The following is a 15,477-nucleotide window of genomic DNA, read 5'->3' as shown; positions in this document are numbered from 1 at the left end:
TGCTTCTTTTTAAAAATCTATACCTAATCCATCCTGATTTAACAGATCGTCAGGGTATAGCTTTGGCCTTTCCAGGTAAAATGCCCGCGGAGTGTTCCCGCATAACCATCCTGATCGCTTGCACTTACTTTCAAGGAGTAGTTTCTTACTCTTGAATAATCCCATGCCCAGCCTGAACCTGATGCTGCAGCACTCATAGCGTTGCCGTCACACTGGATTTCATAAGTACAGATCGTTTCGTAGGGTTCCCACTCTTGCGTCTCCTCATTCCAGCGGTACTTGGTACAAGGAACGGTGTAATAGGTAGAAGGATACACATTACCCTGCTGGCTGATGCCAATGGTTGTGTAATGCTTCTTCCACCACCAGCCAGACTTCTTGCGAGACTTCAGCTGAGAGGTTGCACGGTGGATGTTTATCCACAAGAAAGAGATATTACGAATCTGTACAGAGATATGAGCACGGTACTTCTTGCTACCAGACTGGTAGATGTACTTGTACTGAGATCTGGTCTTGTTGGCGCGACAGCATCCTCTTGAAAATTCTGGCTCGTCAACAACTTGCACGTTGGGTAATTCCGCGATGACATCGTGTTCCATATCTCTACGAATATTCATGACGGTTGCAATGTTACCATCAAGTACCGTATAGTTGCCACCATCCAGGTGCAAAATATGTACTTGCTGCTCGAACTCAGAGCCATCACTAGAGACAACTTCTCCGTGAACATTCAGTACAGCTCCCAACATATCAGGAATTACACTAAGCTCATCAGTGGGGTCTTCTTCATCGTTCAATTCTTCATGGGCAAAGAAGGCTTCGATTTGTGCCGATGCATAACTGCGGAAAGACGTAAATCCAGGAAAGTTGCTTTCGAAAGTTTCAAAAGCGAAATCATCCAATATTTCCATTTGATCTACTTCATCTTCTGGAAGACCTTCGATACTAGCAATAATTTCTGCCTCAAGGGCTAGATCGGCTTGCTCTAGTAATTCCAGCGTTTGCTGTAGGTCTTCGTCTGTTGCAAACTGTAGCGTTTCAAGCTCATCATTGATACTGATGGCGTCATAATTGATTCCACTTAAGATAGATTCGGCCACTGCGTAATCAATCTCACCATCGCCGGTATTGCGGAAGTTTACGTTGCCATTGGTTTGCTCCGTTTCAGTGCTTGTTTCAAGTGTATCTTTTTCACAACTGCTCAGCGCGATTAAGCTAAGCATGCATACGACCCCAATGGTCAAATAAGTTAAGCGTGGATTGAAAAAATTGAGTTTCATGATAAACAAGTTTTTGGTACTGCTGCAATAGTTCAGTATTTCCAGGAGGGTCAATTCCTCTTGGATTTCCAGTCATCAGCAGCAGTGTGGGTAATAATAAATTTTGGTGCTGTAAGAGACCGAGTAAGCCGTAATTACTTTTGGATCCAAAACCTTTTCGATCACCTTACGCTACAAAGATGGGCTTGTTTTTAGCGGTTGAAAAGCTCAAGAATAGCTGGTTTTCTTTGTCTAAATACGAGAGGGAGTCACAAACTTGTAATAAGCCCTATTATCTTTTATCACCCAATGAACTATAAATCAATCTATTATGAATTTTTATTTCTAACACTTTTTTGTACCAATAGAAAAACAAACGCTCATGGATTTTACTTTTTCTCAACATAGGTTAATCGGGAGCTGGTAGAAAATTAAAAGAAACATGAATAATCTTGGTGTGCAAGCTCTTTTCTGGCTGTTTCTTCCTCTTAGTAGCTATAAATTAAACTACCAAAGGCACCTAATCACAAACTCAGGTGCCTTTGGTGGTTCAAATAAAAAATGCTTAAATGACCTTATAATCAAACCCTACCGCTGACAAGCACACTGCGTAGGCATAAACGTACCCGTCTCCGTCATGAGAGGCCAGGCGTTGCCGCTGCCGGGAAGCTCGAAGTAGAACTTGCTCCGGGGCACATCGTAGTTGCCAATCTCGTTCATGGTAGCAGCATCGTATAGGCGACCGTTGACCATGGTCATGGTTACTTTTTCAGAATCCTGGATGTTTTCCAATGGGTTGCCGTCGATAACAATGAGGTCAGCGAGTTTGCCGACTTTCAGGCTACCGATTTCTTTATCCATCCCCAGGTAGCGTGCGCCGTTGATGGTAGCACAAGCCAGAGCTTCCTGGTTGGTCATGCCGCCTTGCTGTAGCATCCAGAGTTCCCAGTGGGCACCGAGGCCCTGTAGTTGTCCGTGTGCACCAAGATTGATGCTTACACCAGCGTCCGTCAGTTTCTTGAGGGATTGGCTGGTGAGGATGTGGCCATTCTGGTATTCCTCGTCGGGGATCATGGTGCGGTGGCGGGCACGGCTATCGATGACGGGCCGCGGCGTGAAATTAAGCAGGCGCTCTTTTTCCCACACATTGGTGTTTTGGTACCAATAGTATTCGCCGTTTACCCCACCGTAGTTGACGATCAAGGTTGGCGTATTGTGTGCATCCGTATTGGACCAGAAGGTGGTCACATCTTTGAAGAGGGGCGCTACGGGGATGTTGTGCTCTACGCCCGTGTGGCCATCCGCCAACATGCTCATGTTGTGGTAGAAAAAGGAGCCGCCTTCGGGTACTACAAGTAGGCCGAGTTCGCTGGCGGCTTTCATCACCATTTGACGTTGTTCGCGACGAGGCTGGTTGTAGCTTTTGACGCTGAACGCCCCGTAGGCTTTGGTCCGGCGCAGGGCCGAGCGCGCATCTTCCAGGTTGTTGATCACGGCTTTAAAATCGCCATCGGCACCGTAGATGATGGTGCCCGTACTATAAAGGCGTGGGCCGACCATATTCCCCGCCTTGATCATTTCGCTGTGGCTAAAGATCATCTCCGAGTTGGAGCTGGGATCATGGGCCGTGGTGACGCCGTAGGCGAGGTTGGCGTAATAGTACCAGCTTTTCTGCGGGCTGAGTCCATAACGAAAATCCCCCAGGTGGCCATGCACATCTACGATGCCCGGCATGATAGTTTTGCCTGTGCAGTCAATCACTTTGGCGTCTTTGGGAATACGTACTTTTCCAGCTTCGCCCATACTGAGGATCTTGTTGTCCTCCACGACCAGGTTGCCGTGTTCTAACACCAGGTCACCTTCCATGGTGATGAGGCGGGCATTGGTAAAGGCCACCACCCCACTGGGCTTGTCCATCGCGAGTTCCAGCGGCAGCTTTATCCCTACGCTGTCCATGGGCGGCAGGCTATCGGCGGCACCTTCGAGGAAGGAGAAACGCTCGGTCAGTTCGTCCGAGAAGTATTCGTTGCCTAAGGTCCAGAACAGGCGCTTGCTGTCGGCTGACCAATGGATATTGATGCCCGCATCAAGCGCTACCTGGGTCACGGGGACCGCCTTGGTACTAGCACTGATTCCGATGGTTTTACCCGTTTTCGGGAACGGTGCTATATATACTTTGAAGAGCTCCGACCAGGCAATCCACTCATTGTCCGGACTGATGCTGAAGCGCTGGGCGTATTTGCCATCGAAGTGCTTCTTTTCGTCGCTGCCGTTGGTTTTGATGCTGTTGAAGCTCTTGGTCAAACTTCCGAAGAGGAAGCCGCCGGTTTGGAAGAATATCCGCTCACCGTCGGCGCTGTACACGGGGTATTCGCCACGAGGGGTGACCAAGGTAGGTTCGCCGCCAGTGGTGGCTATTATGTAAAGGCCAGGCTCCGTACAGTGGGTGTAGCCCTGGTGTCCGTTGCCATCATCCTTGCGGAAAACGATGTTTGCACCATCAGGTGAAAAAGCGGGGGTGCGATAGATACCGGGGGCTGTAGTTAGGACTTTGTCGCTACCTGTGCTTAGATTGCGCAGGTGCAACTGTCCCATCGACTCGTCGTTCCAGCTGACGTAAGCAATTTGTTGGCCATCTGGTGAGAAGGCAGGTTCAAACTCAAAGTCGGTGGCTTTGCTCAGCCGTGCAGCTTTTTTGTCCGAAAGCGACATGCTCCAGAGATAACCAGCGGCACTGAAAACAACCGTTTTCTCATCGGGAGAAGTGACGAGATGCCGAATCACATTCACCTCAAATTTATCGTCGTACACCTGGTTTTGCTGGGTGCGGGTAGCCGCCACTTGGGTATTGACTTCTACCGTAAATGGAATGGTACGTGGCAGGGCTTTGGCTTGAGGATCAGCGGGTACTTGCTGGATCTTACCACCAGCCCAGATGATGATCTGCTGATCGTCTGGCGTCCAGTCGAAGCCAGGATAGGTGCCGAAAACAGCCCAGGCTTCCTGCTGGTCTTTGCTCAGTTCATCGTAGAGGGGGAAGGTTTCGCCGGTTTCCAGGTAATGCACCATGAGAACCGATTGGGTCCGCACCCGCCGGACAAAGGCCAGTTTTTTACCGTCGTTGGAAAGCTGTGGGCGGCAAGCACCACCGGGTCCACTCACCACGGTTTCTACCTTGTCTTCCTGCCGATCGTAGCGCTTGATCACGTAGATTTGGCTGTTCGGGTCTTTGTTGTACTGAAAGTAACCACCAGGATACATGTCTTCACTGAAATACACGTAGCGGCCATCGGGAGAAACCACCGGCTCATTCACATCCTGCTGATCGTTTTTTCGTTCGGTCAATTGAATGCCGCTGCCCCCTGAGATATGGTACATCCACATTTCTCCCGCTCCCAGCGAGCGCTCAGAAGTGAAGTGCTTGCGGGCTACCAAGTACTGCCCATCGGGCGTCCAGGCCGCATTATTGAGGAGTCGAAAATCTTCTTTGGTGATCTGTTGGGCAGCGCTACCGTCGGCCTTCATCACCCAGATGTTGTCTCCACCACCGGCATCGCTGGTAAAGAGAATTTGCTTGCCGTCGGGGCTGAAGCGAGGCTGTACCTCCCAGGCCAGGCCGGTACGCAGAGCTTTGGCTTTTCCGCCAGTGATAGGCATTTGGTACAAATCTCCTAGCAGATCGAAGACGATGGTCTTGCCATCGGGGCTCACATCCATGTTCATCCAGGTACCTTCGTCAGTGGTGAATTTGACGTCCTTCCAATCCCACTCCCCGGGCGGGTTATTGACGTCCCACTTATCGGCTTTACCCGATTGGGCGAAGAGGGCAAAAGTAGCCAGGGCAAAAAAGAGGGTGCTCCAAATTTTCAGCATAGTTGTGTGTCGTTGATTTGCTGGGTAAGGTAAGGAAAGATAGAGGGATTAGGTAGTGCGTATTCTCTAAATCCAGGCAAATGGAGCTAATCTAATCAAGTTGGAAGGTATCTGCAAGATTCCTTCCAGCGACGTGAAAGACGCAAAATGGATTTTTGTTTGCACTCCTACGTAGGCAAAGCCAACGCCGAACAGCGAGCTTTTGAAACCAGTTTTCCTCTCCGTTGTGCTCGTCCTTAGAATTGCGGAACACATCACCTACACGTCACTCCTTCCTCGCGAGGAAGGAGCCGGAAGATGGAACCCCGAATACGCCTCCTCCCCTTTTCACTTCCTTATTCCGTTGATTCGCTGAACTAGTGGGGGCAGCCGTCAGAGAATTGTGTATTTTTAACTCAACCAAATAAAAAAATATGCTTATTCGCATCCTTAGCTATGCTTGTCTGTTACTTTTGCTGGCCTGTAACAATAATACGGAACAAGAAGTGACCACAACAGCTTACGAAAAAATGACTGTCAAATATCCTGCTACGGCGACCGTTGACCATACGGATGATTACCACGGAACGGCCATTGCCGACCCTTTCCGTTGGTTGGAAGTAGATACGGCGCAAGAGGTGGAAGCCTGGGTGAAAGAACAAAATTCGGTGACCTTTGGCTACCTGGAAAACATTCCTTTCCGGAAGAAAATTGAAGATCGCCTTACGGAATTGTTCAATTATCCGCGCCTGAGCTCTCCTTTCCGAGCTGGCGATTACTACTTCTTTTACAAGAATGATGGACTGCAAAACCAGGCGGTCATCTATTTTCAGAAAGGACTAGAAGGCAAGCCGGAGGTATTTATTGATCCCAACACCTGGTCGGAATCGGGTACTACCGCCATCAATCTGGTAGGCTTCTCGGAGGATGATCGCTACGTGGCGTTTACGGTAGCGGATGCGGGCAGCGACTGGCGCAAGATCAAAGTGATGGAAGTGGCCACCAAGAAGGAACTGGACGATGAGCTGGAATGGGTAAAATTCAGCGGCGCCGGCTGGTCGGGCAATGGCTTCTTTTACAGCCGCTACCCGGCGCCGAAAGCGGGGGAAGAACTGTCGGGCAACAACCAGTACCACAGTGTTTACTACCACGAATTGGGTACGCCCCAGGCACAGGACAAGCTGGTCTTCCGGGATGATAAAAACCCCAATAACTACCACTACGGTGGCGTGAGCGAAGATGGCAACTACTTTGTGATGTACGATGCCCCGGGCACGGATGGCTTTGCGACCTACTATAAAGACCTGAAGAAGGATGGGGATTTTGTGGCCCTGTTCCCTGGTTACAAAAACAAGAGCAGCATTGTGCACAACATCGGCACGAAGATGCTGGTGCTAACAGATATTGATGCACCAAAATACCGACTGGTAGAAGTAGACATCAACAAACCCGGGAAGGAAAACTGGAAGGAGATCATTCCGGAATCGGACCATCTGTTGCAGAGTGTCTCTAGTGGTGGCGGCTACCTGTTTGCCAACTATCTGGAGAATGCGACGGACCGCTATTACCAGATGGCCTACGACGGTAGCAACAAGAAAGCGATTGAGCTACCGGGTACGGGTAGTGCTGGTGGCCTAGGAGGTGACGAGGACGATACGGTATTGTTTTACACCTTCACGTCGTTTACCTACCCACCGACGATTTTTAAGTACAATGTTAAAGACGGCACTTCTGAGCCCTTCTACCGGGCGGAGCTGAAATTTAACCCGGAAGATTACGTGGAAACGCAGGTCTTCTACCCCAGCAAGGACGGTACCAAGATCAGCATGTTTCTGGTACATAAGAAAGGGCTGAAGATGGACGGCAGCAACCCAACGTACCTTTATGGATACGGCGGATTTAATGTGAGTCTGACGCCAAGTTTCAGCGCTTCGCGCCTGGTATTGTTGGAAAACGGCGGGGTATTTGCGATGGCCAACCTGCGGGGCGGCGGCGAATACGGCGAAGAATGGCACCAAGGCGGCATGCTGGACAAAAAGCAAAATGTCTTTGACGACTTCATTGCTGGCGCAGAATACCTGATTTCAGAAGGCTACACCAGCAAAGAAAAGCTGGCCATTGCCGGCGGCAGTAATGGTGGCCTACTCGTAGGCGCGTGTATGACCCAGCGACCCGACTTGTTTGCCGTGGCGTTTCCTGCCGTAGGCGTGATGGATATGCTGCGTTACCACAAATTCACGGTGGGTAAGGGCTGGATTCCGGAATATGGCTCAAGTGATGATCCAGCACAATTCAAGAACCTACTGAGCTACAGCCCACTACACAACCTCAAAGAAGGTGTAGCTTACCCCGCAACCATGGTCACTACCGCTGATCACGACGACCGGGTGGTGCCTGCCCATAGCTTCAAGTTTGCCGCACAGCTGCAAAAAAGCCACCAGGGTGAGAACCCCGTATTGATCCGCATTGCGACGGATGCCGGGCACGGTGCTGGCAAGCCAATCAGTAAGATCATTGAGGAGCAAGCCGACCAGTGGTCGTTTTTCTTCTACAATACGGATGCGCCGGTGATTTATATTGAAGGTTAGGGTTAAGTCGGAAATCGGAAGTGGGAAGTCGGAATTAACGTGATACGCGTAGGCCTTTCAAGGTGGGTTTTAAACGTTATCTCCTAACAAGCTCTTAGTTGTAGGAATGACAGCTACTAAGGCAAAATACTTCCGACTTCCGATTTCCCACTTCCGACTTTTAAAATGTGTAAGCTTTTTTCCCACTTCCACCTAAAAAACCCTTACACCTTCCTTACATTTGCATTAGAACAAGCACGAAAAAAATGCCCGACGACCAACTTCAAGCAGGGGCTGAAAAAGATCTATTGATCGCGGAATTGCAGCAACAAATCAAAGACCTTCAACAGAGCAATCAGGATTTAGAACATTTTGCTTACGTTGCCAGCCATGATTTACAAGCACCTCTTCGTACCGTAGAAGGGTACCTAGGTATTATCCGACAAGAGCTCGATAAAGAAAATATATCTTCTGATATTGAAGAATATTTTCAGCACGTCACCTTTGGTGTCAAGCGGTTGCAACAGCTTATTAAAGATTTACTGGAATACTCGCGCGCAGGTCGAATGGTGGAACGCCAACGTGTGATGACCCTTCCTATGTTGGAGATTGTAAAGTACAATTTGCGGCACAACCTGGAGAAAACAGATGCTACCGTGACGACTAGTGGCTTGCCAGAAGAATTCCAGGGGCACCGGATGGGGATTACCCAACTCTTCCAAAACCTATTGGCCAATGCCATCAATTTTAGTAAAGAAGATGTTCCAAACCATATCCACGTTGAGGCTAAAGACCAAAAAGATTACTGGCAATTTTCCATCACGGATCAAGGCATAGGTATTGCGCCGGAGAATCACCAAAAAATCTTTGAACTCTTTACTCGCCTGGTTCCTCGCGAGGTAGACGACAAGGGTACAGGCATTGGATTAGCCCTTTGCAAGCGGATTGTGGAGAGCCACGGCGGCAAGATTTGGGTAGAAAGTGAGCTGGGACAAGGGAGTACCTTCTACTTTACGATCAAGAAATAGGCTAGTTTTTTTAGCCACTAAAGCACAAAGGACACAGAATTACACGAAAGTTTTTTTACCAAGAAGGCACTATAATACACGCTAAACGCCCACTTACTCCACTACTATTTTCTTTACAGAACTCCCCGCAGCCGTACGTAACTTCAAGAAATACAAGCCTGAAGGGTACCTGCTCAAGTCCAACTGAGTAGGTAAGGGAGCAGAAGATGCGGCCTCCCACAATACGCGCCCCTGCTGATCGAACAGCTGCAGGGTGCCTTCTCCAATGCCTTGAGTATTCAGAAACAACTGGTCTTTTACCGGATTGGGGTAAACTTCCCAGAGGATGGATCGCTCGGCAATTGTTTCAGCGTCTACCGTACCATCCGGCAGAAGATTGGTGGCGAAGAAGCTGACGCCCCCGCGCTCGTTGCCCAGTACCAGGTCGTAGAAGTCATTTTCGTTCCAGTCCCACAAAACAGGGTGGGTATAGATGCCTTCACTACGGTCGAGTAGGTTTTCGCTCACCTGCGTGAAAGCAGTGCCATCCAGATGTCCTTCAATGTCGCGATAATGCTCCAAAGCACCGGATTGAGAACCGACCAAAAGGTGGTACTCACCGTTGAGGTCTACAAAAAAAGGAGTAGCATATCCTACGGAAGAGCCGATGACTCGGGTGTCTACTTGCCCTAATTGACGGACATTGGGCGCTACTTCCTCATCATCGCCAAACATGGGTGATCCTATGGCTCCTACATTCTGAAAATAATTGAGATTACCCGTTTTTTCACCAATGACAATATCGCTTAATCCATCACGATTCAGGTCGACAATTTGGGGTACTGCTGCTTGTCCTATGTCGATCCCCATGTACCCGTAAGTTGCAGGACCAAACGTCGCCACTTGGCCTGGGCCAGCGGTATTTTCAAAATAAAACAACTTGCCCTCGATATCTCCAACCAGGGCGTCGGCATCACCGTCGCCATCCAGATCGCCGAAGGTGGGAGAAAAAGAATAAGTGCCCGTACCGGGAACCGTACCATTGTACTGAAACATTCCCAAGTAATCATCATCCACCAGCGTGAAGGCCGGAGCGGTGGCAGTGCCTGTGTTTTCATAGAGGTAAAGGCGGCTGTTTTTAAAACCCAACTCGGCATAAAAAGAGAAGTTTCCTACGACAAGATCTTGCAGACCATCAGCATTGTAATCAATTAATGCCGGGTGAGAGCGGGTACCCAAGTCAATCATTTCGCCCACCAGCAAATCATCCTGGCGGAAGTCAAAATTAGGGTTATCATCCGTTCCTATGTTCTTGTAGTACCAAACGTTCTTATGGTCTATCCCTATATTGTCTTCATTGCTCGCCACTACTAAATCTCGTTTGTTATCGCCATCTATATCCTGGTAAAAAGCGGCAGGAAACAGGGGCAGGTAAGCCGATACATCGTAGCTGGGGAAGTTGATATCCTGTGCCGTCATCCAGGCATCATCACAATTATTGCCATTGGTGGCCATGGTGAGGGAAGAGAAAGAGAGGTCACCCAAAATCAAGTCCTTATCACCGTCCCCATCCTCATCAAGCGTAAGGACGGTAGAACCTACATGGCGGTTTTCTACCTCTCCGGTGTTAATGCCGCTCGCACATTCGTTGGCGCTGGCCGCCAAATCAAGCTCGGGGGAAAGACCGCTCTCGTAAATTCCTCCGTAACAATTGTCTCCCAAAATAAAAATCAGACTATCTGCTCCGTAACCGTTCTCTACCGACAAGTTGGTATAAAGCTCCAGAAAACCACCACTGATGTTGAAGGTCAAGATGTCCAGATCCCCATCACAATCCACATCTTCTACATCCGGGTAATCAATGTTGCTAATATACAATTGGGTTTCCGCACCACCGCTGGTGGGTATAAAGATGATGTCCAGCGCATTAGGGAACGTAAACCGCTCAAAATCAATGATGCCTTCCGGTGAATAACTGCCGGTGAATACTTTCACTCCGGAGGCCATGTTGCGGTTGTAGGTGAAGATATCTTCGATCCCATCATTGTTGTAATCTCGTAGCAAAACCCAAGAATCAAAATCGGGAAAATTAACCAGGAATTCCGGGCGCAAGCGCCATTTGTTGTTGCCGTCTTTGGCGAAGGCCATCGCTACATTGCCTACCCGATCAAAAACGAAGAGGTCCTTTTGTCCGTCATTATTGAAATCCACCATCGAAAACTGCGGGCTATTCAAACCTCCAACAAAGCCCAGAGACGAAGCATTTCCGTTTTGGGTTACCGTCGGAAAACTACGCTCAAAGTTGATGTTTTGGGCATCCATGTTGGGCAATAAGAACAACAGGATAGACACGAAAAGAAGATAGTGAAAGGGAGTAGTCATGGGGTTGGTTGATGGTTGTTTGTTGATGGTTGATGGTCTAGCCATCGCTATATTCAAAGATAACGGGCCTGCTGGCGAATAGTTTTTTCTACGAAATAATCTTTGGTAAGCAAGGCTACAATTCTGCGCTAAGCAGTCGAGCCAAACGCCTTAACAGCCAGATCATTTTGGTATTAAGGCTGGGAGAAGCATTGAAGTAAAGCTCGTTGATCAGGAGCCATTCTTTCTCTTTGGTGAGTGCAAATAACTTATGGTAGTAAACACGCTGCGCGGGCTGCAGCCCTGATTTCCAGTAAAGCGCCTTCTCCGTCATAGCGAAACCTTTCTTAGCATTTCCCAGAAGGCTCTGGTCACAGATGAACCAAATTTTTTCCGCCTTTTCCGGAAAAAGGAAAGCTTTGCCAGCGTTGCGGATCTTATTGACGGGCATTTTCACGAAATCGGTATAGACGCGTTCCTCTTCATGTTCAAAATCCAGAAAAGTCATTGCCATCTCCCCGAGGTTGATCTCCTCTAGCGGCAACTGCTGGTAGCGAAGCAAGAGCTCAGGCAGCACGACTCGGTTGAGATCTGAGCAATGCATGATGAAAAAGAAATCGAGCAGGTCATCACTCAGGTGGCGGAGTTCATGCAAGACACGGTGCTGATCGCTTTTATCCAAAGGGATAGCAATGCTCTTTTCCCACTGTTGTAAACGGCGTTGTACGGTTTCACGGTAGTTGCTTTCGTAAAGTCTCTCTTGGTACTGAGGCAGTTGCGCTTCGTTTTGCTCACAAACTACTCTTTCGCCCAACCGCTCCTGAAACCGGCTAAAAGCTTGTGGCACCAGCGGAGCTTGCCAGTCCCACCCTGGTGCAGCAGCCCGTTCGAGCGACGGCAGTTGCAGCGCACCACACTGGTGACAAAACCGGGCCTCAGGCGGCAAACTCGTCTGACAATTAGGGCAAATTTTCATAAGGGCGCAAGATAGTTAATATTTGAAAATCATTTTTTGGCACGCTTCTTGTTTTGAAAACAGTAAGATTACAATTTGTTAAAAAGGTTATGTAGAAAAAAGGCTCGTTTCGTTAACGTGCCTTTTTTTATTTACAAGATTTCATATTCCTTTATTTCCTTCTTTCTATCTTTGCGGCGAAATTTTGAGATTCACACCAAAGCGGTGCATGCGTATCTCAATTAATGCCTTCACCAATAGGAGCGCTAATGCTCCTGCACTAAATTTACCACCACATGATCATTGGTGTTCCAAAGGAAATCAAGAACAACGAAAATCGCGTAGCCCTTACCCCTGCAGGAGTCATGGAACTCAAGAAACGCGGTCACGAGGTTTACGTTCAAGCTACTGCCGGCGAAGGGAGTGGGTTTGCCAACGAAGATTATACCAAAGCTGGCGCTACACTTCTTCCTACCATTGAGGAAGTTTACGCCATAGCGGAAATGATCATCAAGGTAAAAGAGCCGATTGAGCAGGAGTACAAGCTTATCAAAAAGGACCAACTCCTCTTCACCTATTTCCACTTTGCTTCTTACGAACCCCTCACCAATGCCATGATCGCTAGTGGCGCTACTTGTCTGGCTTACGAGACGGTAGAGTTGCCCAATCGCAGCCTTCCACTACTCGTGCCAATGAGTGAAGTAGCTGGCCGGATGAGCATCCAGGAAGGTGCCAAGTACCTCGAAAAACCTATGGGTGGCCGCGGCGTATTGCTCGGCGGAGTAGCAGGTGTATTGCCAGGTAAAGTCATCGTTCTTGGAGGTGGTGTAGTAGGTACTGAAGCCGCAAAGATGGCTGCCGGATTCGGTGCCGACGTTACGATCCTGGATATTAGCTTGCCTCGCCTGCGCTACCTCAGCGACACGATGCCAGCCAACGTTAAGACCCTCTATTCCAACGAATACAATATCCGCGAACTCATCAAAACGGCCGACCTCATCATCGGTGCAGTATTGATTCCTGGTGCAAAGGCTCCTAACCTCATCACCCGCGAGATGCTGAAGGATATGCGTCCGGGTACCGTACTCGTAGACGTAGCGGTAGACCAAGGTGGATGTATCGAAACTTGTAAGCCAACGACCCACGCTGATCCTACGTTCGTCATCGATGACGTGGTACACTACTGTGTGGCCAATATGCCCGGCGCAGTGCCTTACACCTCTACCTTGGCCCTGACCAATGCTACGCTACCTTACGCCATCCAATTGGCCGATAAAGGCTGGCAGCAAGCTTGCCGCGAAAACCATCCACTGGCCCTCGGCCTGAATGTAGTAGATGGTAAAGTCGTATACAAAGCTGTAGCAGATGCATTCGGCCTTGATTATACGCCATTGGAAGACGTACTTTAAAGGTATTAGGTACGGAGTACTAGGTACTAGGACTCCCTTTCAGTCCTCAGCGCCTGATCTACCCACTAGGTGATACATGACTATCCCTGAAATACGTTGACAACAAATTTAGTTAAAAATGAAGTCAACGAATAAGGTTAATCGGCCCAAAATGCGTCGTAATTACAGTGAAACCTTTAAAAAAGCGCGAGTTAAGGACTATGAAGAAGGTACCTTTAGCGTGGCCCAGATAGGTCGTTTATACAGCATCCATGTAAATATTCTGTACCGCTGGATAAGTAAGTACAGCTCGTACGATCAACAAAAAGCGATAATAGTGGAAGTACCAAATTCCCAGACGGAGAAGGTTAAATTGCTGGAAAAGCGGGTGGCTGAACTAGAACGTTCTCTAGGTCAAAAACAAATTAAATTGGACTACTATGAGAGCTTTATAGAGGAGCTTCGTGAAGCAGGAATAGATGTTGAAAAAAAAAGTGGTTTTACGACTCCCTTGTCCGGCTCTTGTCGAAATACAGATCAGAAATGAAGAGTCCAAGTAATGAACAAGTATATGCTGCACTAGGTACTTCGCGTCAATCGCTGTCGCAATATTTACGTCGGCGAGCGGATTATCAGGACGGGGTGTATTCAGCGGAAGCAATGCTGTTGACACACCGTGCAGATCACGGAGGTTTGGGTCTTGAAAAGGCCTACTATATGATCCAGCCAGAAGGACTAGGTCGCGATGCATTTATTCGAGAGATGACTCTATTGGGTCATTCGCTGGAACGAAAAAGGAGCTATGTTAGAACTACGAAGAGTGGTGGTTTACGGTATCCTAATTTAGTTAAGTTGCTTACTATCATAGGTTTAAACCGAGTTTGGCAATCGGATACGACTTACTATCGCCTAGAGGACAAGTATTACTATCTGACGTTTATCATAGATGTGTATTCCCGGCTTATAGTGGGCTATAGCGTAAGTGATAACCTCCGAGCTAGAGCAAACATAGAGGCTCTGAAAATGGCCTTTCGTTTGCGTCGTGGTATGGATTTGAGTGAACTGATCTTCCACAGTGACGGGGGCTCCCAGTATCGCAGCAATGACTTTATAGAAGTATTGAGGTCACGAGGAATCAGTTCTAGCATGTGCATTACAGCATTGGACAATGCGTACGCAGAGAAGCTCAATGATGTGATCAAGAATGAATACCTTGAGCACTGGCCAATCAGAGATTATAGAGCACTGAGAAGGTACGTGAAGAGGGCTGTAGAGAACTACAACAAAGTGCGTCACCATAGTCAGTTACCGCTGCGAATTGCACCTTTGGGATTTGAATGTTATCTTGAGGAGAGTAAGGGGCAAAGACCACCATCGTTGTTGATACGAGACGGCGAAGCAAAAGAGTTGGAATACCAGCCAATGGCGGCTCAGAATCTGACTTATCCCAGTAGCGGAGCTTTTGATGGGACAAGTCAGATTCTGCCCGCATTTGTTAAGCTTGGTTTGCCAAAAGAAGATGGACAACTAGCACTTAGCTTTTAAGTAGAATGATTGATAAACCTGTCAACGTTATTTAGGGAAGGTCAACACCTACCAAGTACTTTATACCTTATACTTTATAACCAGCCACTCGCTCCCACCTCCAAATATATTGGCCGGGAGCGAGTGGCTCCTTCTCCCCTCCTCTATGCGAATCCTCGGTTACCTCGATCATCCCATCCTAAAAATCACCGTTTTCAAAACCGACACCCGCCTGTCGATCAAGTTTGAAAACAGCAATTTCGAGCAGACTTACAAGTTTCGCCCCACCGAGCAGACCAACAGCCTCAAAGAACTCCAAAAACTGGTCGATGAAACCTTTGTCAACCAAGTAATGACCCTGTTTCAGCAAATGGAGCAAAACTTCGAGGTCAGCTTTCAGCGCAACTTCCCCGAAGCGGAAGACGATGATTTTCCGGCGATTATTTAGGTGCGCGCTACCCCATTCGTATAAATACATTAACGCATTTATATCAAGCGTTTTGCCTTCTCCAGCCTTATAACAAGGACAGCACTATTTCAAAATCACCGTTCGGCGTTGGCTAT

The 15,477-nt window shown here is 48.4% G+C and carries 10 protein-coding genes; 6 read left to right on the top strand and 4 right to left on the bottom strand.

Annotation, left to right across the window (positions count from 1 at the left end):
* Nucleotides 1–38: 38 nt before the first annotated feature.
* On the bottom strand, nucleotides 39–1,280 hold the full coding sequence (locus AB0L18_RS21340; RefSeq protein WP_367389353.1) for a hypothetical protein: 1,242 nt from the start codon (nucleotides 1,278–1,280) through the stop codon (nucleotides 39–41).
* Between the two features lie 567 nt (nucleotides 1,281–1,847).
* Entirely contained in the window at nucleotides 1,848–5,132 is a 3,285-nt protein-coding gene (locus AB0L18_RS21335; protein ID WP_367389352.1) for an amidohydrolase family protein, read from the bottom strand.
* Nucleotides 5,133–5,545: 413 nt separating this feature from the next.
* Between AB0L18_RS21335 and AB0L18_RS21330 the strand changes: the two genes are divergently transcribed.
* Nucleotides 5,546–7,699, top strand: coding sequence for a prolyl oligopeptidase family protein (locus AB0L18_RS21330; RefSeq protein WP_367389351.1), 2,154 nt, complete (start codon nucleotides 5,546–5,548; stop codon nucleotides 7,697–7,699).
* A 245-nt stretch (nucleotides 7,700–7,944) separates the two neighbouring features.
* Nucleotides 7,945–8,706, top strand: a complete 762-nt coding sequence (locus AB0L18_RS21325; RefSeq protein WP_367389350.1) for an ATP-binding protein — start codon at nucleotides 7,945–7,947, stop codon at nucleotides 8,704–8,706.
* Nucleotides 8,707–8,799: 93 nt separating this feature from the next.
* On the opposite strand, the gene AB0L18_RS21320 is transcribed toward AB0L18_RS21325, so the two are convergent.
* Complete coding sequence (locus AB0L18_RS21320; protein WP_367389349.1) at nucleotides 8,800–11,112, bottom strand: T9SS type A sorting domain-containing protein; 2,313 nt, start codon at nucleotides 11,110–11,112, stop codon at nucleotides 8,800–8,802.
* A gap of 70 nt (nucleotides 11,113–11,182) precedes the next feature.
* On the bottom strand, nucleotides 11,183–12,022 hold the full coding sequence (locus AB0L18_RS21315) for a zinc ribbon domain-containing protein (protein ID WP_367389348.1): 840 nt from the start codon (nucleotides 12,020–12,022) through the stop codon (nucleotides 11,183–11,185).
* Nucleotides 12,023–12,297: 275 nt separating this feature from the next.
* Between AB0L18_RS21315 and ald the strand changes: the two genes are divergently transcribed.
* From ald to AB0L18_RS21295, 4 genes are all read left to right on the top strand, one after another.
* The gene (gene ald, locus AB0L18_RS21310) at nucleotides 12,298–13,410 is read left to right on the top strand and encodes an alanine dehydrogenase (RefSeq protein ID WP_367389347.1); all 1,113 of its coding nucleotides are present in this window, start codon (nucleotides 12,298–12,300) and stop codon (nucleotides 13,408–13,410) included.
* A gap of 118 nt (nucleotides 13,411–13,528) precedes the next feature.
* On the top strand, nucleotides 13,529–13,936 hold the full coding sequence (locus AB0L18_RS21305) for a transposase (RefSeq protein ID WP_367389346.1): 408 nt from the start codon (nucleotides 13,529–13,531) through the stop codon (nucleotides 13,934–13,936).
* Nucleotides 13,933–14,934, top strand: coding sequence for a transposase (locus tag AB0L18_RS21300; protein ID WP_367389345.1), 1,002 nt, complete (start codon nucleotides 13,933–13,935; stop codon nucleotides 14,932–14,934). Before AB0L18_RS21305 ends, AB0L18_RS21300 begins: the two co-directional genes overlap by 4 nt.
* Nucleotides 14,935–15,079: 145 nt before the next feature.
* The gene (locus AB0L18_RS21295; RefSeq protein ID WP_367389344.1) at nucleotides 15,080–15,361 is read left to right on the top strand and encodes a hypothetical protein; all 282 of its coding nucleotides are present in this window, start codon (nucleotides 15,080–15,082) and stop codon (nucleotides 15,359–15,361) included.
* Nucleotides 15,362–15,477: the final 116 nt, after the last annotated feature.

It is taken from the genome of Lewinella sp. LCG006 (assembly GCF_040784935.1).
Classification (GTDB): Bacteria; Bacteroidota; Bacteroidia; order Chitinophagales; family Saprospiraceae; genus Lewinella.
The sequence above is the reverse complement of the archived record's forward strand: the minus strand, read 5'-3'. Positions and strand labels throughout refer to the sequence as shown.

Coding starts and splice junctions, on each gene's coding strand:
- AB0L18_RS21340 (WP_367389353.1), bottom strand. CDS start 1,280: ATGAAACTCAATTTTTTCAATCCACGCTTAACTTATTTGACCATTGGG.
- AB0L18_RS21335 (WP_367389352.1), bottom strand. CDS start 5,132: ATGCTGAAAATTTGGAGCACCCTCTTTTTTGCCCTGGCTACTTTTGCC.
- AB0L18_RS21330 (WP_367389351.1), top strand. CDS start 5,546: ATGCTTATTCGCATCCTTAGCTATGCTTGTCTGTTACTTTTGCTGGCC.
- AB0L18_RS21325 (WP_367389350.1), top strand. CDS start 7,945: ATGCCCGACGACCAACTTCAAGCAGGGGCTGAAAAAGATCTATTGATC.
- AB0L18_RS21320 (WP_367389349.1), bottom strand. CDS start 11,112: ATGGCTAGACCATCAACCATCAACAAACAACCATCAACCAACCCCATG.
- AB0L18_RS21315 (WP_367389348.1), bottom strand. CDS start 12,022: ATGAAAATTTGCCCTAATTGTCAGACGAGTTTGCCGCCTGAGGCCCGG.
- ald (WP_367389347.1), top strand. CDS start 12,298: ATGATCATTGGTGTTCCAAAGGAAATCAAGAACAACGAAAATCGCGTA.
- AB0L18_RS21305 (WP_367389346.1), top strand. CDS start 13,529: ATGAAGTCAACGAATAAGGTTAATCGGCCCAAAATGCGTCGTAATTAC.
- AB0L18_RS21300 (WP_367389345.1), top strand. CDS start 13,933: ATGAAGAGTCCAAGTAATGAACAAGTATATGCTGCACTAGGTACTTCG.
- AB0L18_RS21295 (WP_367389344.1), top strand. CDS start 15,080: ATGCGAATCCTCGGTTACCTCGATCATCCCATCCTAAAAATCACCGTT.